This is a genomic window from Micromonospora sp. NPDC005979, from assembly GCF_040614415.1.
In the GTDB taxonomy this organism is placed as follows: domain Bacteria; phylum Actinomycetota; class Actinomycetes; order Mycobacteriales; family Micromonosporaceae; genus Micromonospora.
Window position 1 is genome coordinate 1 of sequence record NZ_JBEXUR010000012.1, and the last position, 26,189, is coordinate 26,189.

Genomic DNA, 26,189 nt, shown 5'->3' on the forward strand with positions numbered 1-26,189 from the left:
CGTTCGCCGAGATCGTGGTGATGTGGCTGGCGATCGGCCTCACCGTTGTGCTCTTCGCCCGGGTGTCCCGGGTCGGGGGCGCGCCTTGCCGGATCGCCGCCCGGGCTCCGCCTCGGCTCGACCGCCCTTATGAAACAGGCCCTGGGGCCCTCAGCGCCGGTGGGCGAAGAGCGCCCGATACTCGGAGCCACCCCGGAACCAGGCCAGGCCGGTGGGGCCAGCGGCGTAGAGCGCGGTGGCGTACGCGTCGGCGACCGTCAGGTCCGGGCCGACGACGGTCGCGGCGACGAGGTGGTTGGCCGGCTCGCCGGTGTGCGGGTCGACGACGTGTCCCCGCCGTCCGGACACCCCGGAGGTGCCGACCGCGCCAGAGGTCATCTCCAGCATCAGTGGCGCGCGGTCCGGCGCCGTCGGGTGGTGTACCGCGACGCGCCACGGTCCGCCGTGCGGCGCGCGGCCCCGGACCACGAGGTCGGCGCCGGTGAGTACGGCGTAGTCGTGCACGCCCGCCGCGCGCAGCCGGGCGGCGACGCGTTCCACGGCCCAGCCGCCCAGCAGGCCGCCCGGGTCGAAGCCGCCGGGCACCGCCCAGGCGTCGAACCAGCCGTCGGTGGCGGCGCGCATGGCCGTGCAGCGGTCCACCAGGTCGGCCAGCGGGGCGTACGACCCGGGGCTGATCTCGCCCCGACGCAGCCTGGAGACCAGGCTCTCCGGGCGGTTCGGGCTGTAGGTCAGGTCGATTGCGCGCAGTTCGGCGACGCTGTCCCGCAGCGCCTCGCCGACGCCCCGGCGGCCGAGCCACTCGGGGGCGTTGAGCAGCAGGGTGTACTCCGCCGTGGCGGTGCGGACGGTGTGCTGCACGGCGATGCGGCCCTGGGTGGCGGCGGCCGGGTCGAACCGGCGACGGCGGCTGCCGAGGCGGAGGTCGGGCCGCCGGTGCCGGAACGCCGACAGGTCCGGCCAACGGGTTCGCGGCTGCTCGTCGATGCGCATGGCGTCTGCCCCCTCGCAGTTGACGTCGCGTCGTCACGACCACCGTTCGCGGGCCCCGTGACCCGCTGCCCCTCACCGTAGGCAGCGCACATGATCGCTACATGAATCCCAGCTGAGAGCCTGCTGTGCATCCTCCCGTCTCAGATGCTGGAAGCTTCGTACCGGGAGGCGGGACAGCGACGTACCGTTGCCGGACAGGGCAGTCGAGCGTGGGGAGAGCGGGCGTGGCGCGGATCGCGGTGGTGGCCGGGGACGGCATCGGGCCCGAGGTGGTCGCGCAGGCCCGCAAGGTCCTCGACGCGGTGCTTCCCGGCGTGCAGGCCACCGAGTACGACCTCGGCGCCGCCCGCTGGCACCGTACTGGAGAGGTCCTGCCCGACTCGGTGCTGACCGAGCTGGCCGGGCACGACGCGATCCTGCTCGGCGCGGTGGGTGACCCCACGGTGCCGCCGGGTGTCCTGGAGCGCGGACTGCTGCTCAAGCTCCGGTTCGCCTTCGACCAGTACGTCAACCTGCGCCCCTCGCGGCTCTGGCCCGGCGTCGCCGGTCCGCTGGGCAACGTGAAGCCGGGCGAGGTCGACCTGGTGGTGGTCCGCGAAGGCACCGAGGGGCTGTACGCCGGCGCGGGCGGGACGTTGCACCGCGACACGCCCGCCGAGGTCGCCACGGAGGAGAGCCTCAACACCCGGCACGGCGTGGAGCGGGTGATCCGTGACGCGTTCGCCCGGGCCGGTCGTCGGGAGCGGCGCAAGGTCACGCTGGTGCACAAGACCAACGTGCTGACCCACGCCGGGTCGCTGTGGTCGCGCGCCTTCGCGGCGGTCGCCGCCGAGCACCCGGACGTCGACACGGAGTACCAGCACGTCGACGCGGCCGCGATGTTCCTGGTGACCCAGCCGCAGCGCTACGACGTGGTGGTCACCGACAACCTCTTCGGCGACATCCTCACCGACATCGCCGCCGCCGTCACCGGCGGAATCGGGCTGGCCGCCAGTGGCTGCATCAACCCCGAGGGCGCGTACCCCTCGATGTTCGAGCCGGTGCACGGCTCGGCGCCGGACATCGCCGGGCAGGGCGTCGCGGACCCGGTGGCCGCGGTGCTCTCCGTGGCGCTGCTGCTGGAGCAGCTCGGGCACGCCGAGGCGGCGGCCCGGGTCGACGCGGCGGTCGCCGCCGAGTTGGCCGGCCGTACCCCGGGCGTGACGCTGCGCACCGCCGAGGTCGGCGACCGGCTCGCCGCCCACGCCGTAGCCTGACCGCCCGGGGCCGCATCGCGGCCGGGGCGGTCTTCGCCTGTCCGGGCAGTCCACCCGGTCCCGAGCGGCGCTACCTTCTGAACGGTCGTTCGGGGTAAGTTTCTGGCACAGCCATGTCGGTGTGCGATCCCGCATGCCGTTGTCCCGCAGGGAGGTCAGCGCGATGAGCGGTGGTGACAAGCTCGACTTCGAGATCCGTCCGAATCCCGCGCCGGTATCCGCCGCCGACCGGGCTGCCCTGCTGGCCAACCCGGGGTTCGGCCGAGTCTTCACCGACCACATGGTCACCGTCCGGTATGCCGACGGTAAGGGCTGGTACGACGCCCGGGTGGAGGCGCGGGCACCGATCCCGATGGACCCGGCCAGCGCGGTGCTGCACTACGCGCAGGAGATCTTCGAAGGACTGAAGGCGTACCGGACGGCCGACGGTGGCGTGACGATGTTCCGCCCGGACGCCAACGCCGCCCGCTTCGTCGACTCGGCCAAGCGCATGGCGATGCCGGCGTTGCCGCCCGAGGTGTTCGTCGACTCGCTGCACAAGATCATCGAGATCGACCGGGAGTGGATCCCGACCGGCGAGGACGGCAGTCTCTACCTGCGGCCGTTCATGTTCGCCAGCGAGGTCTTCCTCGGCGTCCGCCCGGCCAACGAATACCTGTACATGGTGATCGCCTCGCCGGTCGGCGCGTACTTCACCGGTGGCGTCAAGCCGGTCACGGTCTGGGTCTCGCCGGACTACACCCGGGCGGCGCCCGGCGGCACCGGCGCGGCCAAGTGCGGCGGCAACTACGCCACCTCGCTGGCGGCTCAGGCGGAGGCCATCGACGCCGGCTGCGACCAGGTCGTCTTCCTCGACGCGGTGGAGCGCCGTTTCGTTGACGAGCTGGGCGGCATGAACGTCTTCTTCGTCTACGACGACGACACGGTGGTCACCCCGCCGCTGACCGGCACGATCCTGCCGGGCATCACCCGCGACGCGATCATCACGCTGGCCGGCAAGGCGGGGCACCAGGTGCAGGAGCGGCCGGTCTCGTTCGCCGACTGGCAGGCCGACGCGGCCAGCGGCCGGCTGCGCGAGGTCTTCGCCTGCGGCACCGCCGCGGTGATCACCCCGATCGGCGGGGTGCGCTTCCCCGACGGCGAGTTCCTGGTCGGTGGCGGCGAGCCCGGCCGGGTCACCATGTCGCTGCGTCAGCAGTTGGTCGACATCCAGCGTGGCAAGGCCGCCGACCCGCACGGCTGGGTGCGCCGGGTCCTCTGACGTCCGTCGGCCGACCGGCCCGTCGAACGGGCCGGTCGGCCGCGTCCTACCTCTCGTCGAGCAGGTGGTCGCGCAGGGCGGCGAGCTGCTTGTCGGTCACCCCGGCATGGCACAGGTACGCCTCGATCGAGCCGTGCCCCTCGCGCAGCTCGTCCAGGAACATCTGCATGGCCTCGGCGGGCGACGCCAGGAACGGCGCCGGCACCTCCGCGCCGTCCGGCATGGTGGCGGCCAGCCAGGCGCTGAACCGGGCCGACGCCTCGCTGCTCAGCGCGTAGTCGGCGGTGATGTCCGCGTCGTCGACGCCCAGCACGGCAAGGGTCAGGGCGCACACGATGCCGGTACGGTCCTTGCCGGCCACACAGTGCACGACGACCGGGGCGTTCGCCGAGTCGGCGATCAGCCCGATCGCCTCGCCCAGGCCCGCGGTGCCGGTCTGGGCCAGGTCGGCGTAGCGGTCGGCGAGGTAGCGCGCCAGGTCGGTGCCCTCTTCGTGCGGCGTCAGCGACCAGTCCTCGTGCTCCGGGTGGATGTGCCGGTACGTCAGCCCCTGGTAGGCCGGCACCCGACCGTCGCGCTCCACCTCGGTGGGGCGGCGCAGGTCGACGACGGTGCGGATGCCGATCGCGGCGAACGCGTCGCGGTCCTGCTCGTCGAGCCGGTGCAGCGAGTCGGAGCGGTAGAGGCGACCACGGCGTACGGTGTGGCCGTCGTGGCCGAGGTAGCCGCCGACGTCGCGGAAGTTGAAGGTCGCGGGCAGCGTGATGTGACGTTCGTCGTCGATGGCGTCCACGTGCACACGGTAACGGCCGGTGGGCTCATGTCCCACCGGCCGTCGGGTCGGATCGGTCAGCGCGCGGTGCCCGGGGGGAGCGCGCCGTACGTCTCGTCGTAGTAACCGCCGAGCTGGTCCCGGTACGCCGGGTCGCTGTGGCTGGCCTCGTCGTACTCCGGGGCGGCCTTGATCTGGTCGCGGGTGCGGTCGACGGAGACGGTGCGCTGGTCGTGGTCGACCAGGTTGACCGTGCCGGCGGGCAGCATCACCTTCTTGCCGAAGACCCACGGCCCGGTGTCCACGACCAGGTAGCTGCCGCCGACCTCGTGGCTGGCGCTGTCGATCTTGCCGACACCGCCGTCGCTGGCCTCGACCTTGTAGCCGACCAGGTCGGCGTCGGCCACGCCGGCGGTGTCGCGGTAGCGCCACGGGTCGAACGTGCCGGCCGGCGCCCCGCCGGCCACGGCGCCCTGGTCGCCGCCGCGCAGCGGATCCGGTCCGGCGTGGGCGGTGTGCGGGTCGATCCTGTCCATGCCGTTCGCTCCTGACTGTCGCCGACGTGGGCTGTCGTGCTGCCCCCTGGGGAGCTACCCGGCGGCGGGGGCCCGGAAACGGCGACCGGACCGGAGTGCCGGCCGGTCCGGGCCGCACGAGGGGCCTCAGGCCAGGGCGGCCTCGGCGTCCAGCGTGACCGCCGCCGCGTGGACGACGGCGGAGATCCGCAACGCCTCGTGCACCTGCTCCCGGGGTACGCCACGACGGCGCAGCGCCGTCTCCTGCGTCTGGAGGCAGATCTCGCAGCCGATGATCGCGGACACGCCGAGGCACCACAGCTTGAAGTCGCTCTTGTCCACGCCGGGTCGGGCGACGAGCCGCATGCGGAGGCGGGCCGGTATCGAGGCGTACTCCTCGTCGCCCAGGAGATGCGTGCCGCGGTAGTAGATGTTGGTCATCGCCATGACGGCCGCCGCGCCCTTGGCCGCCTCGACGCCGTCCGGCCCGAGGTGGTCGAGCGCCTCGGCGGCGATCTCGCGAAGTACCAGCGGGTTGCGCGCGGCTACCGCGCAGGCCAGCGCCGTACCCCACGTCCGCGCCGGGGTCAGCGTCGACGCGCCGATCGTCGAGTCGAGGTTGTGGGCGATGTCCGTGGCGTACCCGGGCAGGGCGGCCCGGATCGTGTCCAGTCCCACGGGTCAGCCCTCGGCGGGCGGGGCGTCGGTGTCGAGCGACACGGTGAGCACGGGGCCTCCTTGTGGACGGAATGTCCCACCATATGGATTGTCTCTCCCAAAAGCGGGGGAGGGTGGCAGAGTAGCGATCGTGACCTGCACCGCCCTGATTATTGCGACCTAGCGCGCCGGCTCTCCCCTCCGCCGAGCGCGCAGACCTCCCGCATCCCGCGGGGGGTCTTTTTGTTGCTCCGAGAAAGGATCCTGATGACGTTCCAGGTCTTCGACACGACGTTGCGAGACGGCGCCCAGCGCGAGGGGCTCACCTACTCGGTGGTCGACAAGCTGGCGGTGGCCCGGCTGCTCGACGAGTTCGGCGTCGGGTTCATCGAGGGCGGCTGGCCGGGCGCGGTGCCCAAGGACACCGAGTTCTTCCGCCGCGCCCGCACCGAGCTGACCCTGCGTCACGCCGTGCTGGTGGCGTTCGGGGCCACCCGCAAGGCCGGTGTCGCGGTGGCCGACGACCCTCAGGTGCGCGGCCTGCTGGACGCGCAGACCCCGGCGGTCGCCCTCGTCGCCAAGGCCGACATCCGCCATGTCGAGCGCGCGTTGCGCACCACCGGCGCGGAGAACCTGGCGATGATCCACGACACCGTCACCCACCTGGTCGCCGAGGGACGCCGGGTGTTCGTCGACGGTGAGCACTTCTTCGACGGCTACCGCCACGACCCCGCGTACGGCGCCGCCGTGGTGCAGACCGCGCTCGCCGCGGGCGCCGAGCGGATGGTCCTCTGCGACACCAACGGCGGGATGCTGCCGTCCCAGGTGACCGCCGTGATCAACGACCTGACCGGCCGGCTCGGGGTCGACGCCGCGCTGTTCGGCATGCACGCCCAGAACGACACGGCCTGCGCGGTCGCCAACACGATCGCCGCCGTGGAGGCGGGCGTCCGCCACGTGCAGGGCACCGCCAACGGGTACGGCGAACGCCCCGGCAACGCCGACATCTTCGCGGTCGTCGCCAACCTCCAGCTCAAGCTCGGCATGCCCGTCCTACCGGAGGGCTGCCTGGCGCAGATGGTGCGGGTCTCGCACGCCATCGCCGAGATCGCCAACATCGCCCCCGACACCCACCAGGCGTACGCCGGGGCCGCCGCCTTCGCCCACAAGGCCGGGCTGCACGCGAGCGCGATCAAGGTCGACCCGTTGCTCTACAACCACGTGGACCCGTCGGTGGTGGGCAACGACATGCGGATCCTGGTGACCGAGATGGCCGGCCGGGCCAGCGTCGAGCTCAAGAGCCGTGAGCTCGGCCTGGACCTGGCCGACCGTCCGGAGGCGCTGACCCGGGTCACCAAGCGGGTCAAGGAGTTGGAGGCCGGAGGTTGGTCCTTCGAGGCCGCCGACGCCTCGTTCGAGCTGCTCGTCCGCTCCGAACTCCCGGAGGGCGGCCCGGCGCGGCCGTTCACCCTCGAGTCGTACCGGGTGCTGGTCGAGCACCGTGAGGACGGCGCGGTCGTCTCCGAGGCGACCGTGAAGATCCGGGTACGCGGCGAGCGGGTGATCGCCACGGCGGAGGGCAACGGCCCCGTCAACGCGCTGGACGAGGCGCTGCGGGTCGGGTTGGCCCGGCACTATCCGCAGTTGCGCGACTTCGAGCTGGCCGACTACAAGGTGCGCATCCTGGAGGGCAGCCACGGCACGGGCGCGGTCACGCGGGTGTTGCTGGAGACCGCCAACGGCACCGGTCGGGACTTCACGACGGTGGGCGTACACCCCAACGTCGTCGAGGCAAGCTGGCACGCCCTGGTTGACGCCCTCACCTACGGCCTGGCCCCCACCCCGGTCTGAACCCGCCCGCCCTCGCCCCCCGCCCCCCGCCCCGCCCTCGCGATCTTGCACTTTGTGTCGCCGAGGTGTGGCTTTTGTCGCTGATGCGGCGACAGAAAGTGCAAGATCGGCGGGGTTGCGGGGCGGGGTTGGGGTTAGGGGGCGGGGAGACGGAGGGTGGCCAGGACGGGGCGGTGGTCGCTCTTGGGGAGGGGGAGCACCGTCACCTCGTCGACGGCGATGCGACGGTCGACGAGCACGTGGTCGATCGTGACCGGGGGGATGAGGTCGCCGTCGTACGGGCCCCACGTGCCGGTCAGCCCCTTGCCGGTGGCGTCGGCGGCGTCGACGTAGCCGGTGCGCAGCAGCGCCCGCAGCGGCCCGTGATCGAGGGTGGCGTTGAAGTCCCCGGCGAGGATTTGCAGCTCACCGTCGGGCGTGGCGGGGGGCTGGGCGGTCAGGTCGGTACGCCACGCGTCGACCTGGTCCAGCGCGGACGGCGCCGACGGGTGGGCCGACTCGACCCGGACCGGTGACGCGCCGGGGACGGCGACCGTGCCGTACGCCTGGGTGAATCCCCAGCCGCCCTGGCCCCGGTTGTTCCGGATGCCGACGTCGCTGAGCGGCCAGCGCGAGTAGAGCCCGGAACCGGGCGTGCCGTCCTGCGCGTTGAGCTGCCGGTGGGGGAGCAGTTGGTCGAGGCCGAGCCGGTCCAGCGCGGCCTGCGCGTCGGGGGTGAACTCCTGCACGGTGAGCACGTCGACCCGGTGCCGCCGGACCAGTTCCACGAGCGCCGACGCGTCGGCGGACCCGGCGAGCAGGTTCGCGGTGAGCAGCCGGATCGTCGGGCCGGTAGCCGTCGGCTGCGGCGCGGCCAGGGCCCGGGGCGCGACCACGCCGAGTAGCGCCACCACGGCCAGGGCCGCGACCGCCGCCGGCCACCAGCGCCGCAGGGCGACGCTGAGCCCGAGTGCCAGCACGCTCACTCCGGCGGCGTACGGGGTGAAGGCGAGCGCCTGCACCAGCGGCCCCCGGTCCAGCCCGGCCAGACGTACGGCGGCCCAGGCGGCCGTGGGCCCGACGACCACCCAGCAGAGTGCGGTGCGGATCAGACCTCGGCGGCGGGTCGGCGCGGGCGGGTCGTCGGTGACGATCATGGCGTCAGCCTAGCGGCGCCGTCCCCACAATTTTGTGAATGGTTCTCCGTTCACCTTTCACAATTATCTGACAGTTGGATGACAGGGCCGATAATGCGAGATCAACTATTGACCTGCGGCTTTTCCCGGTGCTACGTTCCACCTGGTTGAAACGACGCAACTCTGAGTAGTAATCGCAGCTCAGAGGCGGTGAATCTCACCGAGTAATCAACCGTCTGATTCATTTGTCGGCAGTTATCCGTCCCGCCCCGCGGGTCGGCCGAATTCGCACGGTCACACAAGGGGGACCTGTCATGAGTACATCCTTCCGACGTAAGGCGGCAGCGATCGGGTTCGCGGTCGCGGCACTCACCCTGGCGGGTGGGGGCATCGCCGTCGCCCAGCCGTCGGCGAAGGCGCCGCAGGCGGCCGTCCAGCCGGCGGCGAAGCGGGTAGCCGACCAGCCGCCGGTCACGGCCGAGTCGGCACGGTCGGCCAAGGCCGCGCTGAAGGCCAACGGCGCCAGCACCCTGGCCACGGCCACCTACTACACCGTCGTCAACGCCAACGGCACCAAGGTCCGCGGCACCGGCACGCTCATCAAGTACGGTGCCGGCCAGTACGAGGTGCAGTTCGGCGTGAACGTCTCGACCGGCGCCTACCTGGCGACCATCTCGAGCGCCAACTCCTGCTGCGTCCCACCCCCCGGCGAGGTCTCGGTCGCCCCGCGGCTGGGCACACCGAACGCGGTCTTCGTCCAGACCTTCAACTCGTCCGGCGTGCCGGCCGACCTGGGCTTCACGCTGCTCACGCACACTCCCTGATCGAGAAGACCCGGCCCCCGCGCGGACATGCGCGGGGGCCGGATCGTGCTCGGGACGAGGTTGCCCGGATGCGCTTCCGGTCGGCTCGGGTTGATTGGGTGCCGAGCAGGCGACTCGCGTGGCTCGTCACTCTTTCGCGCGGCTCGTGCCCGTTGCGGGCGCTCCCGGCCGGTCCGGCCCGCACAATCCCACGTTTGGCGGGGGTCCCGGCCGGGAAGCAAGCACCGTGACGGACATCTCGGACACCCTGGCCAGCATGCCCACCTCGGTCGATCCCGAGCCGACCGGCGCCGAGCTGGAACAGACCCTCTTCGAGGTCAAACGCGTGATCGTCGGGCAGGATCGGCTCGTCGAGCGTCTGCTCACCGCACTGCTCGCCAACGGGCACTGCCTCCTGGAGGGCGTGCCCGGCGTCGCCAAGACCCTCGCCGCGCAAACCCTCGCGACCGTCGTCGGCGGCACCTTCTCCCGGATCCAGTTCACCCCGGACCTGGTCCCCTCCGACATCGTCGGCACGCGGATCTACCGGGCCTCGAAGGAGACCTTCGACATCGAGCTGGGCCCGATCATGGCCAACCTGGTGCTGGCCGACGAGATCAACCGGGCGCCGGCCAAGGTCCAGTCGGCGTTGCTGGAGGCGATGGCCGAACGGCAGGTCTCCATCGGCGGGCGCAGTTGGCCCGTACCGGCGCCGTTCCTGGTGCTGGCCACCCAGAACCCGATCGAGTCCGAAGGGGTCTACCAGCTCCCCGAGGCGCAGCGCGACCGGTTCCTCATGAAGGTGGTCGTCGACTACCCGAGCGACGCCGACGAGCTGGCGATCCTCTACCGGATGAGCAGCGACCGGCCCAGCGCGCGCCAGGTGCTCGACCCGCAACGACTGCGACACCTCCAGGGGCTCGCCGAGCGGATCTTCGTCCACCACGCACTGGCCGAGTACGTGGTCCGGCTGATCCTCGCCACCCGCGACCCGGGCCGGTTCGGCCTGGCGGAGATCGCGCCGCTACTCGCGTACGGTGCCAGCCCCCGGGCCACGCTGGGCCTGGTCGCCGCAGCCCGGGCGCAGGCGCTGTTGCGCGGGCGGGAGTACGTGCTGCCCGAGGACGTCCGGGAGTTGGCGGTGGACGTCCTGTCCCACCGACTGGTGCTCTCCTTCGACGCCGTGGCGGACGGGGTCTCGGCGGAGAGCATCGTCCGGCGGCTCGTGGAGGCGGTGCCCCCGCCCCGGGTGGGCACCGGGCACCACCAGCAGACCCCCGACCTGGCGGCGGCATGAGACGCGCGACCCGTGCGTCGGTGAGCACGGCACCCGATCCCGGCCTGGCCGAGCTGACCCCCGATGCGCGTCTGCGCCGACTCGAACTGACCGTTACCCGGCGACTCGACGGGCTGCTGCACGGTCAGTACCGGGGCCTGCTGCCCGGGCCGGGTAGCGAACCCGCCGGCAGCCGGGAGTACCGGCCGGGGGAGGACGAGGTCCGCCGGATGGACTGGGCGGTGACGGCCAGGACCGCGGTGCCGCACGTCCGCCAGGTCGACGCCGACCGGGAACTGACCACCTGGCTGCTCGTCGACTCCAGCGCCAGCATGGAGTTCGGCACCGCCGAGCTGGACAAACGGGAGCTGGCGGTGACCGCGGTGGCGGCCGTCGGCTTCCTGACCGCCGGCGTCGGCAACCGGTTGGGCGCCCAGGTGTTGGGCGCCGACGGGATGCGACGCTTCCCGGCCCGCTGCGGGCGTACCCATCTGCTCGGTCTGCTGCGGGCGTTGCTCGCGGCCCCGCGTGCCAGCGCGCCCACCGGTGGGCCGGGGCAACGGTCGACCGCGCCGGTACCGGAGCTGGCCGACGGGCTCGACGCGTTGCAACGGGTGGCCAACCAGCGTGGACTCGTGGTGGTGGTCTCCGACTTCCTCGACGGCCTCCCGGACGACCCCGCCGACCCGCCGCCCTGGGAGCGGACCCTGCGCCGGCTGTCCGCGCGCCACCAGGTGCTGGCGATCGAGGTGACCGACCCCCGCGAGCTGGAACTGCCCGACGTCGGCCTGATCACGCTCGTCGACCCGGAGACCGGCCGTCGCCGCGAGGTGTGCACATCGGACCGCCGCCTACGGGAACGCTACGCCGCGGCAGCCGCCGCCCAGCGGGATCAGGTCCGAGCGGCGTTGCGCCGCAGTGGTGCGACACACCTGGCGCTGCGTACCGACCGCGACGTCAGCGCGGACATCGTCCGCCACGTGCACGCCCAGCGACGGATGGCCGCCGCGCCGGCCGGGGCCGCGCGGGGAGGTGCCGCGTGAGCTGGGAGTCCCCGCTGCGGCTCTGGCTGCTGGTGGGCGTGCTCGCGCTTGTCGTCGCGTACCTGGTGGTGCAGCGTGGACGCGCCCGCTACGCCGTCCGCTTCACGAACCTGCGGCTGCTGGACCGGGTGGCGCCCGAACGGCCGGCCTGGCGTCGGCACGTACCCGCCGGGCTGTTCCTGGCCATGCTGGCATTGCTGGTGGTCGGCTTCGCCCGGCCCACCGCCGAGGTCCGGGTGCCCCGCGAGCGGGCCACCGTGATGGTGGCCGTAGACGTGTCCACCTCGATGCTCGCCACCGACGTCGAGCCGGACCGGCTGGCGGCGGCCAAGCAGGCGGCCCGACGGTTCGTCGAGGGCCTCCCCGACGAGTTCAACGTGGGGCTCGTCGCGTTCGCCGGCAGCGCCGCCGTCCTGGTGCCACCGGGCACCGACCGGGACGCCCTCGACGAGGGCATCGGCCGGCTGGCCGAGGGGGTGACCGGGGTCCAGGGCACCGCGATCGGTGAGGCCATCAACACCTCGCTCGGAGCGGTCAAGAGCCTGGACAGCGAGGCCGCGAAGGAACCACCGCCGGCCCGGATCATCCTGCTGTCCGACGGGGCCAACACCTCGGGGATGGACCCGATGGAGGCGGCGGCGGAGGCGGTCGCGGCGAAGGTCCCGGTGCACGCGATCTCCTTCGGCACCCCGTCGGGGTTCGTGGACCGGGGCGGACGGCCGATCCAGGTGCCGGTCGACGGGCAGACGCTCCGGGCCGTCGCCGACGAGACCGGCGGGATGTTCCACGAGGCCAGCACCGTCGACGAACTGCGCGCCGTCTACGACGACATCGGCAGCTCGGTCGGCTTCCGCACCGAACGCCAGGACGTCTCGGCACGGTTCATCGGCCTCGGACTGGTGTTCGCGATGGGGGCCGCCGCCGGATCGATGCGCTGGTTCTCCCGGCTGCCCTGACCCGCAGCGCCGACGTCGACCGTGAGGAGTACGCATGGCAGTGCAGACCGGACTGGGCGAACCGCGCGGTCCCTGGTTCATCTCGCCGGACCTCGATCCGGACGGGCGAGGATGGTGGGACGCTCCCGGCTCGGGCCGTGACCCGGGCGGGGGACGGGGCAGTCGATTGCTCGCCGCACTGGCGATCGTGGCGGTCTCGGCCGTGTCGGGCGCGCTCGCCGGGGGCGTGGTGGCCAGCCGGGACGGTGCCGGCGGGCCGGCCGCCGCGTCCGCCGCGCCGGTGCCGGCGGAGCTGGTCACCGCCGCCGAGCGAACCGTGCCCGGTGTGGTGTCGGTGCTCGCCGGAGGCGCGAACGGCGCTTCCGCGACGGGCTCGGGATTCGCTATCGACGACCAGCAGCACCTGGTCACCAACGACCACATCCTGGCCAAGGGCGGTGGCGGGCCGGTGACGGTGGAGCTGCCCGACGGTCGCCGGTACGAAGCCGAGGTGGTCGGCCGGGAGGCCGGCAGCGATCTGGCGGTGCTGAAGGTGCCACCGTCGGCCGGACTCGCCCCGTTGCCGCTGGCGAAGCCGGGCGCGACCCGGGTCGGTGAGCCCGTGCTGGCGGTGGGCTCACCGCTGGGCCTGTCCGGGACGGTCACCGCCGGCATCGTCAGCGCGTTGGACCGTCAGGTGCGGTTGGGCAAGAACCGGCACCGCGCGGTGCAGACCGACGCGTCCATCAACCCCGGCAACTCGGGCGGACCGTTGGTCAACGCCCGGGGCGAGGTGGTCGGGGTGAACACCGCCATCGCCACCATCGACGGCAACGGCTCGATCGGAATCGGCTTCGCCATCCCCATCGAGCAGGTCCAGCAGACCGCCGACACGATCATCGGCAAGGGCGGCTGACCTGCCTGAACGGCCCTGCCGGCCGCCTCCAGTGTCGGATATCCGGCCCCACGTCAGCGCAGGATGGAAATATGACGCTCGATATGGATACTGGCTGAGGTGGAGCGTCCTCTTCTCACGGTCCTCCTGCTGGTGGGCCTGATCATCGGATGGGCGGTGGGGTCGGCGTACACCCGGGCACGGCGCGGGTGGACCGACTACCAGACCGCGAAGAAATCGGTGCCCGGCGCTCGCCGCGGCGCGTGGTTGCTGGTCCGCGGGGTCGCCGTGAAGGCCGCGGTCGTGGGGTTGCTGCTGTTCGGCGCGGTGGCGTACGCCGCGGTGGGTTCGGACGACGAGACCGCGGGCCCGGCGCCCACCTCGTCTACGACGCGGGATGAGCCTTCGCACCGGTGACCCGGTGCGACTCCCGGCGGGCTAGCCTCGGGGCGTGGACGACGGACTGCGGGTGACCGACCGGTGGGTCGTCCCCGCCGGGGAGCTGCGGGAGCGTTTCTCCCGTTCGTCGGGCCCCGGTGGGCAGGGCGTGAACACCGCCGACTCCCGGGTCGAGCTGAGCTACGACCTGGCGAACTCGCCGTCGGTGCCCGACTGGATCCGGTCGCGGGCGCTGGAACGGCTCGCCAACCGCCTGGTGGACGGCGTGTTGACGATCGCGGCCAGCGAGCACCGGGCGCAGCTTGCCAACCGGGAGGCGGCCCGCGATCGAATGGTCGCGTTGTTGCGCGAGGCCGCCGCGCCGCCTCCGCCACCGCGTCGGGCGACCAGGCCGTCCCGGGGTGCCAAGGAGCGCCGGTTAACCGAGAAGAAGCGCCAGTCGCAGCGCAAGCGCGACCGCCGCGTCGACGGCGAGTAGCGGAACCGAGATCACTTCCACGGGCCCTGCTGCCTTCGAATAACAGAATCTGGAATCTGTCAGCCGATCGGTGTACTGTCATTCGGGTATCCCACGTGAGAGGAAGACCGATGGACACCCGCACCCTCGGCAGCAACGGCCCCACCGTCTCCGCCCTCGGGCTCGGCCTGATGGGCATGTCCGACCTCTACGGCCCCGCCGACGAGGCCGAGAGCATCGCCACCATCCACGCCGCCCTGGACGCCGGCGTCACCCTGCTCGACACCGGCGACTTCTACGGCATGGGCCACAACGAGATGCTGCTTCGCGACGCCCTGCGCGGCCGCAACCGCGACAACGCGGTGATCAGCGTCAAGTTCGGCTCCCTGCGCGACGTCGACGGCAACTGGATCGGCCACGACCTCCGACCCGTCGCGATCAAGAACTTCCTGGCGTACACGCTGCGTCGACTCGGCACCGACCACGTCGACATCTACCGCCCCGCCCGGCTCCCGTCGGACGTGCCGGTCGAGGACGTGATGGGCACCCTGGCCGACCTGGTCAAGGCCGGCCACATCCGGCACATAGGCCTGTCCGAGGTGAACGCGGAGACGCTGCGACGGGCGCACGCCGTACACCCCGTCGCCGATCTCCAGATCGAGTACTCGTTGATCTCCCGCGACCCCGAGGCCACGATCCTGCCCACGGCCCGCGAGTTGGGTGTCGGCATCACCGCGTACGGGGTGCTGTCCCGCGGCCTGATCAGCGGTCACTGGACGCCGCAGCGCCAGACGACCGCCCGCGACTTCCGCGCCGACCTGCCCCGGTTCACGGGCGCGAACCTGGACCGCAACCTCGCCCTGGTGGACGCCCTGCGCGCCGTCGCCGAGGCGCGGGGCGTCACCGTGGCGCAGATCGCCATCGCCTGGGTGATGTCCCGGGGCGAGACCATCGTGCCCCTGATCGGCGCCCGCCGCCGGGAGCGGCTGACCGAGGCGCTCGGCGCGGCCGTGGTCACCCTGACCGAGGCGGACCTGGCCGCGATCGAAGCCGCCGTACCGTCCGACGCGGTGGCCGGCAGCCGCTACGGCGAGGCGCAGATGGCCATGCTGGACAGCGAGCGGGCATGACCGTCCCGTCGTGGCGCGACGCCTCGGCGGGGGTCGCGCCACGACCGGCGACGTCGTCAGGGAGGCTGGGACGATGAGCGACGCCACCGCCCTGACGGCCGACCGCATCCTCGACACCGCCGAGGAGGTGCTGCGCCGGTACGGGCCGGCGAAGGCCACCGTGCTCGACGTGGCCCGCGCGCTGGGCGTCAGCCACGGCAGCGTCTACCGGCACTTCGCCAGCAAGGCCGCACTGCGCGAGGCGGTCGCCGAACGCTGGCTGGCCCGGGTGTCGACCCCGCTGATCGACGTCGCCACCGCAACCGATCCGGCCGCCGAGCGGCTGCGCCGGTGGCTGGCCGAACTGAGCGGCACCAAGCGGCGGATGGCCCGCGAGGACCCGGAGCTGTTCGACAACTTCCATCAGCTCGCCACGCTCTCCGAGGGAGCGGTCGCCAACCACCTGGAAGTCCTCGCCGGTCAGCTCAGTCTGATCGTCGCCGACGGGGTAGCCGCCGCCGAGTTCACCGTGCCCGACCCGGCGGTGGCCGGCCGTGCGCTGCTCCAGGCCACCGCACGCTTCCACCACCCGTCGCACCGCACGGAGTGGGACGAGCCGGGCCTCGACGACGATTTCGACGCTGTCGTCGCGCTGCTCCTCGACGGCCTGCGGGCCCGCCCACGCTGACCTCGCCCGTGGCTGCACGCCCTAGGGGACGGCGGCGAGCAGCCGGTCGCGGAGCACTGCCGCACGGTCGGCGAACCCGCGCTGCGCCGTCGCGTACTCGGCCCGACCCTCCGGCGTCTCCACCCGGACCGGCGGATGACCGAGCGCCGCCAGGTCGTACGGGCTGGCCCGCATGTCCAGCGTGCGGATCTCGCGGGCCAGCTCGAAACAGTCCGCCACCAGCTCGGACGGGACCAGGGGCGACAGCTTGTACGCCCACTTGTAGAGGTCCATGTTGGCGTGCAGGCAGCCCGGCTGCTCGTTCGTGTGCTGCGTCTCGCGCGTCGGGTTGAGCACGTTCAACGGCCGGGCGGGCGGGGTGAAGAACCGGTACGCGTCGAAGTGGCTGCACCGCACACCGCGCTCCTCGACGACCTCGGCGGTGCGCTCCGGGGCCAGCCGCAGCGGCCAGGCGTTGTGCCGCAGCTCCTCGCGGGTCTGCCGGTACACCATCGCCCACTCGTGCATCCCGAAGCAGCCGAAGTGCGGCGTCCGGCCCGCCGTGGCCGCCAGCAGCGAGCGGATCCACGCGATCGAATCGCCCCGTCTGAGGCGTACCCCCTCGGTGTCGAGGGTGACCCCGGCGGACGTGGCACGGTAGTCCCGGCCGAACTCGGCCGGGTCGGCGTCGCGCAGCTCGACGCCGGCGCCGGGATGCCAGCGGCGGAGCTGCGCCGGCCGGTGCGAGTAGTAGGTGAAGAGAAAGTCCTCCACCGGATGCCGCTCGCCACGATGACGCCGCGCCAGGTGCGGCGTCAGCCAGGCGTCCGCCCGCTCCTCGTGGGCCCGGCGACGGGCCTGCCAGGTCGCCACGTCGAGCACGGCGGGGGCGAGGGCGGCGGTCACGGAACCCAGGGTACGACCGCCGCCCGCACGCCGGTCAGGGCATCTGCACCCGGACGCCGGCCGAGAACACCCCGCTGCGCAGCTCCAGCTGCCGGGGCGGGTCCCGCCCGTCGACGGTGAAGACCAGCGGAAGCACCACCCGACTGCCCGCGGCCACCGGGTTGGCGAAGACGTCCCGCCCCAGGTTGGCCGCCCGGGTGGCCGACTCGTCCGTGCTCACCCAGCGGTTGCCGGGCAGATACGCGCGTTGCAACTGGCCGTGCCAGGGCTGCTGGGACCCGGTGAGGTTGCGCACACCCACGGTGGCCTGACAGCTCCGCGCGCCCGGCGGTGGCGCGCTGGCCCCCGGGGCGGTGGCCGCGCTGCCCGCCGCGCCGCACGTCATCCGGTAGACGGTGAACTCGAACGCGGACTCCCGCAGCGGCACGCCCATCGGGCCGGCGACCCCGGTACCCCGCCATGCGCCACTGGTCGGTTGCTTCTGAGTGTCGATCGACGAGACCTGCCGGGTCGCCGTCCAGCCGGCGGTGCCGATCACCCCGGCCAGGACCACCACCGCGGCGCCGACCAGCAGCCAGACCGGCGGGGTGCGCCGGCGTCGGCTCGGGCTCGGCGTCGCCGGGCGGGGGTAGATCGTTCCGTGCCCACCGTCCGCCAGGGCAGCCGCGGTTATCCGTCGTCCGCGGCGGCCCCGCCGTCGACGCCACACCCACGCCACGGCGGCGCTGATCAGCAACAGGATCCCCAACCCGGCCAGCAGCACCGGATACCGCCGCCACGGCGGCGCCTCGGTGGCCTCCGCCGCCGGGGCTGCGGCGGCCGCCTGCCAGGTGGCGGTGGCGCAGTCGTACGGCCGGCTGCCGTCACTGGTGAACGCGCACGCCGGTGCCGTCAGCGGCTGGCCCGGCGCGGTCGCGGTCAGGGCCGTGCCCAGCGTCGTGCTGCTGTGGGCCGGCAACCGCAACCGCCACGTCACCTCGGCCGTCGACCCGCCGGACCGGCTGGACCGGCCGCCCGCACTGATCGCGGTCGCCGACGATCCGGACGGCAGCTCCTGACGCACCGTGGTGTCCACCGGCGAGTTGCCCACGTTGCGGACGTGGATCCGGTAACGCGGCGCCGGACTGCTCTCGGGCGCTACCGCCACCGTGACCGGAGGCGGGGGCGCCGGAACGACGGCCCGGGTGGGCGTCGCCACCGCCGGGGGCGCCGAGGGCGGCGTGGGCTCCGCGCTGGTCGCCCGCGCGGCCACCGGCACCGCCGGTCCGACCGTCGGCCCGGTCATGGGCGGCGGCGCGGCCGGTCGTGGCGTGCCGGCTGGTCGTGGCGCGGCTGACGGTGGCGTGCCGGCCGCCGGTGGTGGCACGGCTGACGGTGGCGTGACGGCCGCCGGTCGTGGCGCGGCCGCCGCCTCCGGGGCCGCCGCGGGCAGGGCCGGCACGGCGGCGAGGATGCCAAGGCAGTGTACGAACACTGCGAGGGCTCTGTGGTGTCGTGTCGATGCAGGCATACGAACGAACCTCCGGAGCCGACGCTAGGGCTGCCCGGCCTCCGTGCGGGTACGAAGTGCGGAATCCCGCCTCGGCCGCCCCGACCTGCGCTAAGGTGCCGCGACAGTGACGGGTTGCGCACACCCGCCGGGCGTTCTGGCCGGTGGACGCGTCGGCGGGGCTAGATTGGCCGGGTGCGTATCGCTCGTTTCGCTCATGCCAAGGGAATGTCGTTCGGAGCCGTCGAGGGCGAGCCGGAGGCCGGGCCGCAGGGCCTGACCATCGCCGAGATCGAGGGCCACCCGTTCGGCCAGCTCTCCTTCAGTGGGGCCCGCTGGGCCCTCTCCGACGTCCGGCTGCTCTCGCCGATCCTGCCCAGCAAGGTGGTCTGCGTGGGCCGCAACTACGCCGACCACGCCGCCGAACTCGGCAACGACGTGCCCAAGGAACCGTTGCTCTTCCTCAAGCCGTCCACCTCGGTGATCGGGCCGCGCGACGCGATCCGGCTGCCGATCTTCTCCAAGCAGGTCGAGCACGAGGCCGAGCTGGCCGTCGTGATCGGTGCTCCGGGCGCCCGCCGGGCCGACCGCGCCGCCGCCGAACGCGCCATCTTCGGCTACACCTGCGCCAACGACGTGACTGCCCGGGACCTTCAGCGCTCCGACGGGCAGTGGACCCGGGCCAAGGGCTTCGACTCGTTCTGCCCCATCGGCCCGTGGATCACCACCGGTCTGGACGTCACCGACCTGGAGATCCGGTGTGAGGTCGGTCGCAACCCCGACGAGATGGAGGTACGCCAGCTCGGCCGGACGAAGGACATGGTCTTCGATGTGCCCGGCCTGGTGTCGTACATCTCGCACGTGATGACGCTGCTGCCCGGCGACGTGGTGCTCACCGGCACTCCGGCGGGGGTTAGTCCGCTCGTCGAGGGGGATACGGTCTCCGTGCGGATCGAGGGCATCGGCGAGCTCAGCAACCCGGTGGTCCCCGTCGCCTGATCGGTCTGATGCCCCCGTTTCCGCAGCTCAAGGGCGTTTCGGGGGGATCGGATTTGGCCTGCCGGCACCGGGAGGGTAATGTTCACTCCCGGCGCCGCAAGGGGCCGATGGGGTATGGGGTAATTGGCAGCCCGACTGATTCTGGTTCAGTTAGTCTAGGTTCGAGTCCTGGTACCCCAGCGCAGCTGGGATTCGCGAGAATCCCGGACGCTGGATTCTGACGGAGTTCGACTCCGTCCCTGCGGGGGCGGAGGGTGGTCTCCGGTGGAGTACAGCTCCTCCGTCCGACAAGGGTGGGGGAGCGAAAAGTTGTTCTGGCCCCGTCGTCTAGCGGCCCAGGACGCCGCCCTCTCAAGGCGGTAGCGCCGGTTCGAATCCGGTCGGGGCTACATCGTGCACAGCCCGTCTCACTACGGTGAGGCGGGCTGTTTCGTGTCCGCCGCCAGCCGGCCTGCCGGTCGTGGCCTGGTTTGTCGCGGCCTGGCTTGATCGACTCGGTTTGCATGAAACCGTGGTGTCCTGAGCCGGCAGACAGCCCGGGTTCACGAAACCCGAGTCGATCTGGGCCGCCCGACGTGCGGCCGTTGCCCGTACCCGGTTCTCGCCCTAGCGGGCGGTGCCGCTAGACTACAAGCCGCGCCGCCCGCGAGGGCGGTGAACAGGAAAGTTCTGGCCCCGTCGTCTAGCGGCCCAGGACGCCGCCCTCTCAAGGCGGTAGCGCCGGTTCGAATCCGGTCGGGGCTACAACCAAAGGCTCACCTCGCCCAGCGAGGTGAGCCTTCCCCATATCCCCACCCGGCCCAACCCCACCCGGCCCCCACTCGGCCCCGGGTCGGCCCGCCGGCCCACCCCGGTGATCAAGAGGTTCGCGTCATCGGTTTCGGCGTGTCGTGACGCAAACCTCTTGATCACCGGGAGCGAGCGGGCGGGGGCAAGCGGGCGGGGGCAAGCGGGCGGGGGCAAGCGGGCGGGGGGCGGGGCGGCACGGGGACGGGGACGGGGTGCGGGGTTAGAGGCCGGAGAGGCGTTGGCCGGCTCGCACTACGGCCATGGCGTGGCGTTCGCCGGGGCGGCGGCCGAGGCGTTCGATCGGGCCGGAGATGCTGATCGAGGCGATCACGCGGCCGGTGCGGTCGCGGATCGGTGCGGAGACGCTCGCCACACCGGCCTCCCGCTCGGCGACGCTCTGCGCCCAGCCGCGGCGGCGTACCTCGGCCAGGGTGCGGCCGGTGAACTTGCTGCGTGGCAGCAGCGGCATCACCGCCTCCGGCGGCTCCCAGGCGAGCAGGATCTGCGCCGCCGAACCGGCCGTCATGGGCAGCACCGAACCTACCGGGACCGTGTCCCGCAGGCCGCTGGCGCGCTCCGCGGCGGCCACGCAGATGCGCTCGTCGGCGCGGCGCAGGTAGAGCTGAGCGCTCTCACCGGTGGCGTCGCGCAGCGCGGCGAGCAGGGGCTCGGCGGCGGTCAGCAGGACGTCCGGTGCGGCGTTGGCCAGCTCGCCAAGGCGAGGCCCGGGGCGCCAACGGCCCTGTGTGTCCCGGACCAGCATCCGGTGGATCTCCAGGGCCTGTGCCAGCCGGTGTGCGGTGGCTCGGGGCAGCTTGGTGCGTTCAACGAGTTCGGCAAGGCTGGCGCCGTCGACACAGGCGGCCAGGATGACCACCGCCTTGTCGAGAACGCCGACACCGCTCATACTGTGTCCCACAAGCCGAAACTTACCTCCCAGAATTTAGGATGTCCAGATGGTGGGAGTCACTCCTGAGCCGAGGACCCTGGCCGAGAAGGTCTGGGACGCGCACGTCGTACGGTCCGCCGCTGGTGAGCCGGACCTGCTCTTCATCGACCTGCACCTGCTGCACGAGGTGACCAGCCCGCAGGCGTTCGACGGGCTCCGGCTCGCCGGGCGCCGGGTGCGTCGTACCGACCTGACCCTCGCGACCGAGGACCACAACACCCCGACCGGGTACGCCGATCCGGCGTTCCGGTCCCGCCGCGGTGACCTGCTCACCATCGCGGACCCGACGTCGCGTACGCAGATCGAGACGCTGCGCCGCAACTGCGCCGAGTTCGGGGTGCGCCTGCACCCGCTCGGCGACGACAACCAGGGCATCGTGCACGTCATCGGCCCGCAGCTCGGGCTCACCCAGCCGGGTCTGACGATCGTCTGCGGCGACTCGCACACCGCCACCCACGGCGCGTTCGGGGCGCTCGCCTTCGGCATCGGCACCAGCGAGGTGGAGCACGTGCTGGCCACCCAGACGCTGCCGCAGAGCCGGCCGAAGACGATGGCCGTGAACGTCACCGGCCAGCTCGCGCCGGGCGTCACCGCCAAGGACCTGGTGCTCGCGCTGATCACCCAGGTCGGCACCGGCGGTGGCCGTGGGCACATCGTGGAGTACCGCGGCGAGGCGATCCGCAACCTCTCCATGGAGGGGCGGATGACCATCGCCAACATGTCCATCGAATGGGGCGCCAAGGCCGGCATGATCGCGCCGGACGAGACGACCTTCGCGTACCTCAAGGGTCGGCCAAACGCGCCCCAGGGCGCCGACTGGGACGCGGCGCTCGCCTGGTGGCGGACGCTGCCCACCGACGAGGGCGCGCGCTTCGACGCCGAGGTGACGCTGGACGCCAGCCGGATCACGCCGTTCGTCACCTGGGGCACCAACCCCGGCCAGGGCGCGCCGCTGAGCGCGCCGGTGCCCGACCCGGAGGAGTTCACCACCGACGCGGAGCGTGCCGCCGCACGCCGGGCCCTGGAGTACATGGATCTGCGCCCCGGCACCCCGCTGCGGGAACTGCCCATCGACGTGGTCTTCGTGGGCTCCTGCACCAACGGCCGTCTGGAGGACCTGCGGGCCGCCGCCGACGTGCTGCGCGGGCACCGGGTCGCCGACGGGGTGCGGATGCTCGTGGTGCCCGGCTCCGCCGCCGTACGCGAGGCCGCCGAGGCCGAGGGGCTGGACAAGGTCTTCGCCGACGCGGGTGCCGAATGGCGGTTCGCCGGCTGCTCGATGTGCCTGGGCATGAACCCGGACACGCTCAAGCCGGGCGAGCGCTCCGCCTCCACCTCCAACCGCAACTTCGAGGGCCGGCAGGGCCGGGGCGGACGTACCCATCTGGTGTCCCCGCCGGTCGCCGCCGCCACCGCCGTGGTCGGCCGGCTGGCCGCCCCCGCCGACCTGTAGAAGGGACCGACGAGATGGACAAGTTCACCACCCACACCGGTACGGCCGTGCCGCTGCGGCGGTCCAACGTGGACACGGATCAGATCATCCCGGCCGTGTACCTCAAGAGGGTGACCCGGACCGGCTTCGCCGACGGGCTGTTCAACGCCTGGCGGGAAGACCCGGCATTCGTGCTCAACGATGAAACCTATTCCGGGGCGTCGATCCTCGTCGCCGGGCCGGAGTTCGGCACCGGATCCTCCCGTGAGCACGCTGTCTGGGCCCTGCGGGACTGGGGCTTCCGGGCGGTCGTGTCCCCGCGCTTCGGTGACATCTTCCGCGGCAACGCACTCAAGGAGGGCCTGCTGCCGGTCGAGTTGGAATTGAAAGCCGTCGAGGAGTTGTGGGATCTCGTCGAGGCCGATCCGACCATGCCGGTGACCGTCGACCTGACCGCCCGACAGCTCCGGGCCGGGGATGCGACCTGGTCGTTCCCGCTGGACGACTTCAGCCGCTGGCGGCTCATCGAGGGCCTGGACGACATTGGACTCACCCTCCGACACGCCGCCGACATCGACTCCTACGAGGCCGGCCGAGCGCCGTTCCTGCCCTCCGTGGCATAGCCGTACGCGCACCCCACATCGGATTTCGCCCTCACCGGTCCAACCGGTGGGGGCGAATCCGTTACGACACAAGGGCTTTTTTCCGCCGAATGTTTGTGTCCAGGCACTACAGGGCATACGGTGCGCGCAGAATGGCTCGCGTCGAGTCAGTTGCACAATCGGGAGGAAGTCGTGAACAAGGCCGAGCTCATCGAGGCGCTCGCCGTTCGCCTGGGGGACCGGAAAACGGCGACGGCCGCGCTCGACGCGGTCCTCACTGAGGTCCAGGCGGCGGTCACCAAGGGCGAGAAGGTGGCGATCACCGGATTCGGAGCATTCGAAAAGCGTGTCCGTGGCGCACGAACAGCGCGCAACCCGCGTACCGGCGAGGCGGTGAAGGTCAAGAAGACGTCCGTCCCGACCTTCCGTCCCGGCGCCGGGTTCAAGGAGATGGTGGCCAGCGGCAAGGTGCCGAAGGCCACGGTGGCGGCGAAGAAGACGGCGACCACCACCGCGAAGGCGGCCGGCACCAAGGCCACCGCCACCAAGGCCAGCGCCACCAAGGCCACCGCCACGAAGGCGGCCAGCAAGAAGACGGCCCCGGCCAAGGCGAGCAAGACCACCACGGCCACCAAGGCGGCCAGCAAGAAGACCGCCCCGGCCAAGGCGAGCAAGGCCACCGCGACCAAGACGGTCGCCAGCAAGAAGACCGCCCCGGCGAAGAAGAGCGCCGCGGCGACCAAGTCCGCCACGGCGAAGAAGACCACCGCGGCGGCGAGCAAGAGCACGGCAGCCAAGAAGGCTCCCGCGAAGAAGGCTCCGGCCAAGAAGGCGGCCAGCAAGCGCTGACCGACCGAGCTGCGAGGGGCGTCCACCGAGTTGTGGACGCCCCTCGTGCGTGTCGGAACCGTTGACCCGACCGGGCGGTACGCGCAGAATCGCCGTGCCGGCTCCCCCTTCGAGTCGGTCCGTCGACGGGAAGTGGGGCGCCGGTGCGCTACCGCCAGCTCACCACCTCATCGCTCGCGCTCGGCGTCATCCTGCTCATCGACGTGCTGCGCGTCTGGCTACCCGGCATCATCACCATCTTCGGGCAGGCCGCCTCCACTCCGGCCGAGCTGATGGGCGCGTTCGCGCTCGGCTGGTTCGTCCTGGCGTTGGGCGCGCCGGCACTGGTCCGTCGGCTCGGTGCCCGCCCGGTGACCGTCGCCGCGGCCGTCGTGCTGGCCGTGGCCCGGCTCGCGCTCACCGCGACCCCCGGCGGCCGCCCGCAGCTCTGGTTGGCCACCGCGGGCCTGATGGCCGGGCTGGTGTGGCTGGTCGGCGTCGCCGCCGGCACCGACCGCCCGGTGCCGGGGCTGGCGCTCGGGCTGGCGGTCAACGCCGTTGGTCACGCGCTGCTGGACACCTACGACCTCGTCTGGCGCGGCGGCTGGGCGGCCTGGCTGCTCAGCGTCGTCGCGGTGGCGCTGTTCCTGCTCGACGCCGCCCTGCCCGCCGCGCCGCCCGGTCCCGGCGGGGCCCGATCGTGGCTGCTGTTCGGGCCGACCCTGCTGCTGTCCGGCATGGTGGCCCTCGCGCCGGCCCTGGCACAGGCCGGGATGTCATACCTGCAAGCGGATGGGGCCGTCGCCCGTTCGCCGCTGTTCGGCCTGGCGGCGGTGCCGGTCGCGGTCGCCGGATTCCTGCTGGCCGCGCTGGCGGGCTCGACCCGGCCGTGGACCCGCCCACTCGGGCCGGTGGCCCTGCTGGCGGGCGCGGTGCTCTTCGCCCTCGACCGTGGCGATCTGCTGGTCGCGGCCATGCTGCTCAGCGCCGTCGGCCTCGGCGCCTGCCTGGCCCTCACCGACAGCGCCGGCCGGACCGACAGCGCCGGCCGGACCGACAGCGCCGGCCGGACCGACAGCGCCGGCCGGACCGACAGCGCCGGCCGGACCGACAGCGCCGGCCAGACCGACAACGTGGGCCGGACCGAGAGCGCCGGCCCCGACCGGGTCCGGGCGGACGAGGCGGGCGATGGACGGCGGGCGGCGGCCCGCCGGGGGTACGCGGTGGCCGCCGGCATGCTCGTCTTCGTGGTCGGTTCGATCGGCTACTACTCCGCCTACGACCTCGGCTACCCCAACGCCGCCGTGCCGGTGGTGGTGGCCGGGGTGGTCGCCGTGGTGGCGGTGACGGCCCGTCCCATCGGCCGCCGGCTCCCCGGACCGTTGTCGCCCCTGCCGACCACGGCCGTGGTGACCGCGCTGGCCCTGCTCGCACCGCTGGTCAACGAGGAACTTCCGGTGGCCAGCAACCGGGATGGCCCGCCGGAACGGTTGCGGGTGGTGGCGTACAACATCCGGATGGGCTTCGGCCTGGACGGCCGGTTCGACCTGGCCGGACTGGCCACCGCGATCGACCGGCAGCGCCCGGACGTCGTGCTGCTCAGCGAGGTGGACCGGGGGTGGCTGCTCAACGGCGGCCACGACACGCTGGACCTGCTGTCCGACCGGCTCGGCATGCCGTACGTCTTCGGGCCGGCCGCCGACCCGGTGTGGGGTGACGCGGTGCTCAGCCGCTGGCCGGTCACCGCGCCGGAGTCCCTGCCGTTGCCGGCCGTCGGGGCGCCGACCGGCGCGCAGGCGCTCGCCGTGACCCTCGACCTCGGCGACGAGGTGCGTACCGCCGTGGTGAGCACCCACCTCCAGCCGCCGCCCGGCCGGGGACCGGTGGTCCAGGCCCGTGCGGTCGCCGACTTCGCCATCCGGTACGCGGCGGGCCGCCCGCTCGTCGTGGCCGGCGACCTGAACACCGAGCCGGGTGACGAGGCGTTCGGCCAGTTCACGGGGGCGGGTCTGGTGGACGCGTTGGCGGCCGCCCGGCCGCTGGCGACCAGCCCCGCCGACGACCCCCGGCAGCAGATCGACCACGTCTTCGTCTCACCCGGTCTGACGGCGGCGGAACCGGTCGCGCCGCGTGGCGAGGCCAGCGACCACCTGCCGGTGGCGGTGACCGTCACCCTGCCGCCCCGCTAGGG

Annotated in this window: 25 protein-coding genes and 3 tRNA genes; 20 read left to right on the forward strand and 8 right to left on the reverse strand. The window is 72.7% G+C overall.

Annotated elements, in window-relative coordinates:
* Positions 1-150: 150 nt before the first annotated feature.
* The gene (locus ABZ272_RS20290; RefSeq protein WP_355051502.1) at positions 151-993 is read right to left on the reverse strand and encodes an FAD:protein FMN transferase; all 843 of its coding nucleotides are present in this window, start codon (positions 991-993) and stop codon (positions 151-153) included.
* A 224-nt stretch (positions 994-1,217) separates the two neighbouring features.
* Here ABZ272_RS20290 and ABZ272_RS20295 point away from each other — a divergent pair, with 224 nt between their 5' ends.
* Together ABZ272_RS20295 and ABZ272_RS20300 are read left to right on the forward strand one after the other, a co-directional pair.
* Entirely contained in the window at positions 1,218-2,249 is a 1,032-nt protein-coding gene (locus ABZ272_RS20295; protein ID WP_355051503.1) for a 3-isopropylmalate dehydrogenase, read from the forward strand.
* Between the two features lie 163 nt (positions 2,250-2,412).
* Entirely contained in the window at positions 2,413-3,510 is a 1,098-nt protein-coding gene (locus tag ABZ272_RS20300; RefSeq protein WP_355051504.1) for a branched-chain amino acid aminotransferase, read from the forward strand.
* 46 nt (positions 3,511-3,556) lie between these two features.
* Here the strand turns inward: ABZ272_RS20300 and ABZ272_RS20305 are convergent, their stop codons facing one another.
* From ABZ272_RS20305 to ABZ272_RS20315, 3 genes are all read right to left on the reverse strand, one after another.
* Positions 3,557-4,303, reverse strand: coding sequence for a tyrosine-protein phosphatase (locus ABZ272_RS20305; protein ID WP_355051505.1), 747 nt, complete (start codon positions 4,301-4,303; stop codon positions 3,557-3,559).
* A gap of 56 nt (positions 4,304-4,359) precedes the next feature.
* The gene (locus tag ABZ272_RS20310; protein ID WP_355051506.1) at positions 4,360-4,818 is read right to left on the reverse strand and encodes a PRC-barrel domain containing protein; all 459 of its coding nucleotides are present in this window, start codon (positions 4,816-4,818) and stop codon (positions 4,360-4,362) included.
* Between the two features lie 126 nt (positions 4,819-4,944).
* Complete coding sequence (locus ABZ272_RS20315; RefSeq protein WP_355051507.1) at positions 4,945-5,475, reverse strand: carboxymuconolactone decarboxylase family protein; 531 nt, start codon at positions 5,473-5,475, stop codon at positions 4,945-4,947.
* A 246-nt stretch (positions 5,476-5,721) separates the two neighbouring features.
* Here ABZ272_RS20315 and cimA point away from each other — a divergent pair, with 246 nt between their 5' ends.
* On the forward strand, positions 5,722-7,305 hold the full coding sequence (gene cimA / locus ABZ272_RS20320) for a citramalate synthase (RefSeq protein ID WP_355051508.1): 1,584 nt from the start codon (positions 5,722-5,724) through the stop codon (positions 7,303-7,305).
* A 134-nt stretch (positions 7,306-7,439) separates the two neighbouring features.
* Here the strand turns inward: cimA and ABZ272_RS20325 are convergent, their stop codons facing one another.
* Positions 7,440-8,441: an endonuclease/exonuclease/phosphatase family protein gene (locus tag ABZ272_RS20325; protein ID WP_355051509.1), complete on the reverse strand. Its 1,002-nt coding sequence runs from the start codon at positions 8,439-8,441 to the stop codon at positions 7,440-7,442.
* A 293-nt stretch (positions 8,442-8,734) separates the two neighbouring features.
* Here ABZ272_RS20325 and ABZ272_RS20330 point away from each other — a divergent pair, with 293 nt between their 5' ends.
* From ABZ272_RS20330 to ABZ272_RS20370, 9 genes are all read left to right on the forward strand, one after another.
* A complete protein-coding gene (locus tag ABZ272_RS20330; RefSeq protein ID WP_355051510.1) occupies positions 8,735-9,244 on the forward strand; it encodes a hypothetical protein in 510 nt (169 codons plus the stop codon).
* Between the two features lie 226 nt (positions 9,245-9,470).
* Entirely contained in the window at positions 9,471-10,520 is a 1,050-nt protein-coding gene (locus ABZ272_RS20335; protein WP_355051511.1) for a MoxR family ATPase, read from the forward strand.
* Positions 10,517-11,542, forward strand: a complete 1,026-nt coding sequence (locus ABZ272_RS20340) for a DUF58 domain-containing protein (RefSeq protein ID WP_355051512.1) — start codon at positions 10,517-10,519, stop codon at positions 11,540-11,542. Before ABZ272_RS20335 ends, ABZ272_RS20340 begins: the two co-directional genes overlap by 4 nt.
* Positions 11,539-12,498 (forward strand): VWA domain-containing protein, encoded by a 960-nt coding sequence (locus ABZ272_RS20345; RefSeq protein WP_355051513.1) that lies wholly within the window; start codon positions 11,539-11,541, stop codon positions 12,496-12,498. Before ABZ272_RS20340 ends, ABZ272_RS20345 begins: the two co-directional genes overlap by 4 nt.
* A 34-nt stretch (positions 12,499-12,532) precedes the next feature.
* The gene (locus ABZ272_RS20350) at positions 12,533-13,393 is read left to right on the forward strand and encodes a trypsin-like peptidase domain-containing protein (RefSeq protein WP_355051514.1); all 861 of its coding nucleotides are present in this window, start codon (positions 12,533-12,535) and stop codon (positions 13,391-13,393) included.
* A gap of 99 nt (positions 13,394-13,492) precedes the next feature.
* On the forward strand, positions 13,493-13,789 hold the full coding sequence (locus tag ABZ272_RS20355; RefSeq protein WP_355051515.1) for a hypothetical protein: 297 nt from the start codon (positions 13,493-13,495) through the stop codon (positions 13,787-13,789).
* Positions 13,790-13,823: 34 nt separating this feature from the next.
* Positions 13,824-14,249 (forward strand): alternative ribosome rescue aminoacyl-tRNA hydrolase ArfB, encoded by a 426-nt coding sequence (gene arfB / locus ABZ272_RS20360; protein WP_355051516.1) that lies wholly within the window; start codon positions 13,824-13,826, stop codon positions 14,247-14,249.
* A gap of 110 nt (positions 14,250-14,359) precedes the next feature.
* Positions 14,360-15,358 carry an aldo/keto reductase gene (locus tag ABZ272_RS20365; RefSeq protein ID WP_355051517.1) on the forward strand — a complete coding sequence of 333 codons (999 nt, stop codon included), beginning with the start codon at positions 14,360-14,362 and terminating at the stop codon, positions 15,356-15,358.
* Positions 15,359-15,431: 73 nt separating this feature from the next.
* On the forward strand, positions 15,432-16,025 hold the full coding sequence (locus ABZ272_RS20370; protein ID WP_355051518.1) for a TetR family transcriptional regulator: 594 nt from the start codon (positions 15,432-15,434) through the stop codon (positions 16,023-16,025).
* Positions 16,026-16,046: 21 nt separating this feature from the next.
* On the opposite strand, the gene ABZ272_RS20375 is transcribed toward ABZ272_RS20370, so the two are convergent.
* Positions 16,047-16,910 (reverse strand): 3-methyladenine DNA glycosylase, encoded by an 864-nt coding sequence (locus tag ABZ272_RS20375; protein WP_355051519.1) that lies wholly within the window; start codon positions 16,908-16,910, stop codon positions 16,047-16,049.
* A gap of 34 nt (positions 16,911-16,944) precedes the next feature.
* Positions 16,945-18,420 carry a hypothetical protein gene (locus ABZ272_RS20380; protein ID WP_355051520.1) on the reverse strand — a complete coding sequence of 492 codons (1,476 nt, stop codon included), beginning with the start codon at positions 18,418-18,420 and terminating at the stop codon, positions 16,945-16,947.
* Between the two features lie 174 nt (positions 18,421-18,594).
* Between ABZ272_RS20380 and ABZ272_RS20385 the strand changes: the two genes are divergently transcribed.
* From ABZ272_RS20385 to ABZ272_RS20400, 4 genes are all read left to right on the forward strand, one after another.
* A complete protein-coding gene (locus ABZ272_RS20385) occupies positions 18,595-19,398 on the forward strand; it encodes a fumarylacetoacetate hydrolase family protein (RefSeq protein ID WP_355051521.1) in 804 nt (267 codons plus the stop codon).
* Between the two features lie 108 nt (positions 19,399-19,506).
* Positions 19,507-19,578, forward strand: a tRNA-Gln gene (locus tag ABZ272_RS20390).
* 136 nt (positions 19,579-19,714) lie between these two features.
* Positions 19,715-19,787, forward strand: a tRNA-Glu gene (locus ABZ272_RS20395).
* Positions 19,788-20,069: 282 nt separating this feature from the next.
* Positions 20,070-20,142: transfer RNA gene (locus ABZ272_RS20400), tRNA-Glu, on the forward strand.
* A gap of 265 nt (positions 20,143-20,407) precedes the next feature.
* Here ABZ272_RS20400 and ABZ272_RS20405 read toward each other — a convergent pair.
* Entirely contained in the window at positions 20,408-21,094 is a 687-nt protein-coding gene (locus ABZ272_RS20405) for an IclR family transcriptional regulator (protein WP_091671614.1), read from the reverse strand.
* A 49-nt stretch (positions 21,095-21,143) separates the two neighbouring features.
* Here ABZ272_RS20405 and leuC point away from each other — a divergent pair, with 49 nt between their 5' ends.
* The 4 genes from leuC to ABZ272_RS20425 all read left to right on the forward strand — a co-directional run bounded on the left by leuC (position 21,144) and on the right by ABZ272_RS20425 (position 26,187).
* On the forward strand, positions 21,144-22,589 hold the full coding sequence (gene leuC, locus ABZ272_RS20410; protein WP_355051522.1) for a 3-isopropylmalate dehydratase large subunit: 1,446 nt from the start codon (positions 21,144-21,146) through the stop codon (positions 22,587-22,589).
* Positions 22,590-22,603: 14 nt separating this feature from the next.
* Positions 22,604-23,191 carry a 3-isopropylmalate dehydratase small subunit gene (gene leuD, locus ABZ272_RS20415; protein ID WP_355051523.1) on the forward strand — a complete coding sequence of 196 codons (588 nt, stop codon included), beginning with the start codon at positions 22,604-22,606 and terminating at the stop codon, positions 23,189-23,191.
* Between the two features lie 171 nt (positions 23,192-23,362).
* Positions 23,363-24,019 (forward strand): HU family DNA-binding protein, encoded by a 657-nt coding sequence (locus ABZ272_RS20420; RefSeq protein ID WP_355051524.1) that lies wholly within the window; start codon positions 23,363-23,365, stop codon positions 24,017-24,019.
* A gap of 143 nt (positions 24,020-24,162) precedes the next feature.
* A complete protein-coding gene (locus ABZ272_RS20425; RefSeq protein WP_355051525.1) occupies positions 24,163-26,187 on the forward strand; it encodes an endonuclease/exonuclease/phosphatase family protein in 2,025 nt (674 codons plus the stop codon).
* Positions 26,188-26,189: the final 2 nt, after the last annotated feature.

Coding starts and splice junctions, on each gene's coding strand:
- ABZ272_RS20290 (WP_355051502.1), bottom strand. CDS start 993: ATGCGCATCGACGAGCAGCCGCGAACCCGTTGGCCGGACCTGTCGGCG.
- ABZ272_RS20300 (WP_355051504.1), top strand. CDS start 2,413: ATGAGCGGTGGTGACAAGCTCGACTTCGAGATCCGTCCGAATCCCGCG.
- ABZ272_RS20310 (WP_355051506.1), bottom strand. CDS start 4,818: ATGGACAGGATCGACCCGCACACCGCCCACGCCGGACCGGATCCGCTG.
- cimA (WP_355051508.1), top strand. CDS start 5,722: ATGACGTTCCAGGTCTTCGACACGACGTTGCGAGACGGCGCCCAGCGC.
- ABZ272_RS20325 (WP_355051509.1), bottom strand. CDS start 8,441: ATGATCGTCACCGACGACCCGCCCGCGCCGACCCGCCGCCGAGGTCTG.
- ABZ272_RS20330 (WP_355051510.1), top strand. CDS start 8,735: ATGAGTACATCCTTCCGACGTAAGGCGGCAGCGATCGGGTTCGCGGTC.
- ABZ272_RS20340 (WP_355051512.1), top strand. CDS start 10,517: ATGAGACGCGCGACCCGTGCGTCGGTGAGCACGGCACCCGATCCCGGC.
- ABZ272_RS20350 (WP_355051514.1), top strand. CDS start 12,533: ATGGCAGTGCAGACCGGACTGGGCGAACCGCGCGGTCCCTGGTTCATC.
- ABZ272_RS20365 (WP_355051517.1), top strand. CDS start 14,360: ATGGACACCCGCACCCTCGGCAGCAACGGCCCCACCGTCTCCGCCCTC.
- ABZ272_RS20370 (WP_355051518.1), top strand. CDS start 15,432: ATGAGCGACGCCACCGCCCTGACGGCCGACCGCATCCTCGACACCGCC.
- ABZ272_RS20380 (WP_355051520.1), bottom strand. CDS start 18,420: ATGCCTGCATCGACACGACACCACAGAGCCCTCGCAGTGTTCGTACAC.
- ABZ272_RS20405 (WP_091671614.1), bottom strand. CDS start 21,094: ATGAGCGGTGTCGGCGTTCTCGACAAGGCGGTGGTCATCCTGGCCGCC.
- leuC (WP_355051522.1), top strand. CDS start 21,144: ATGGTGGGAGTCACTCCTGAGCCGAGGACCCTGGCCGAGAAGGTCTGG.
- leuD (WP_355051523.1), top strand. CDS start 22,604: ATGGACAAGTTCACCACCCACACCGGTACGGCCGTGCCGCTGCGGCGG.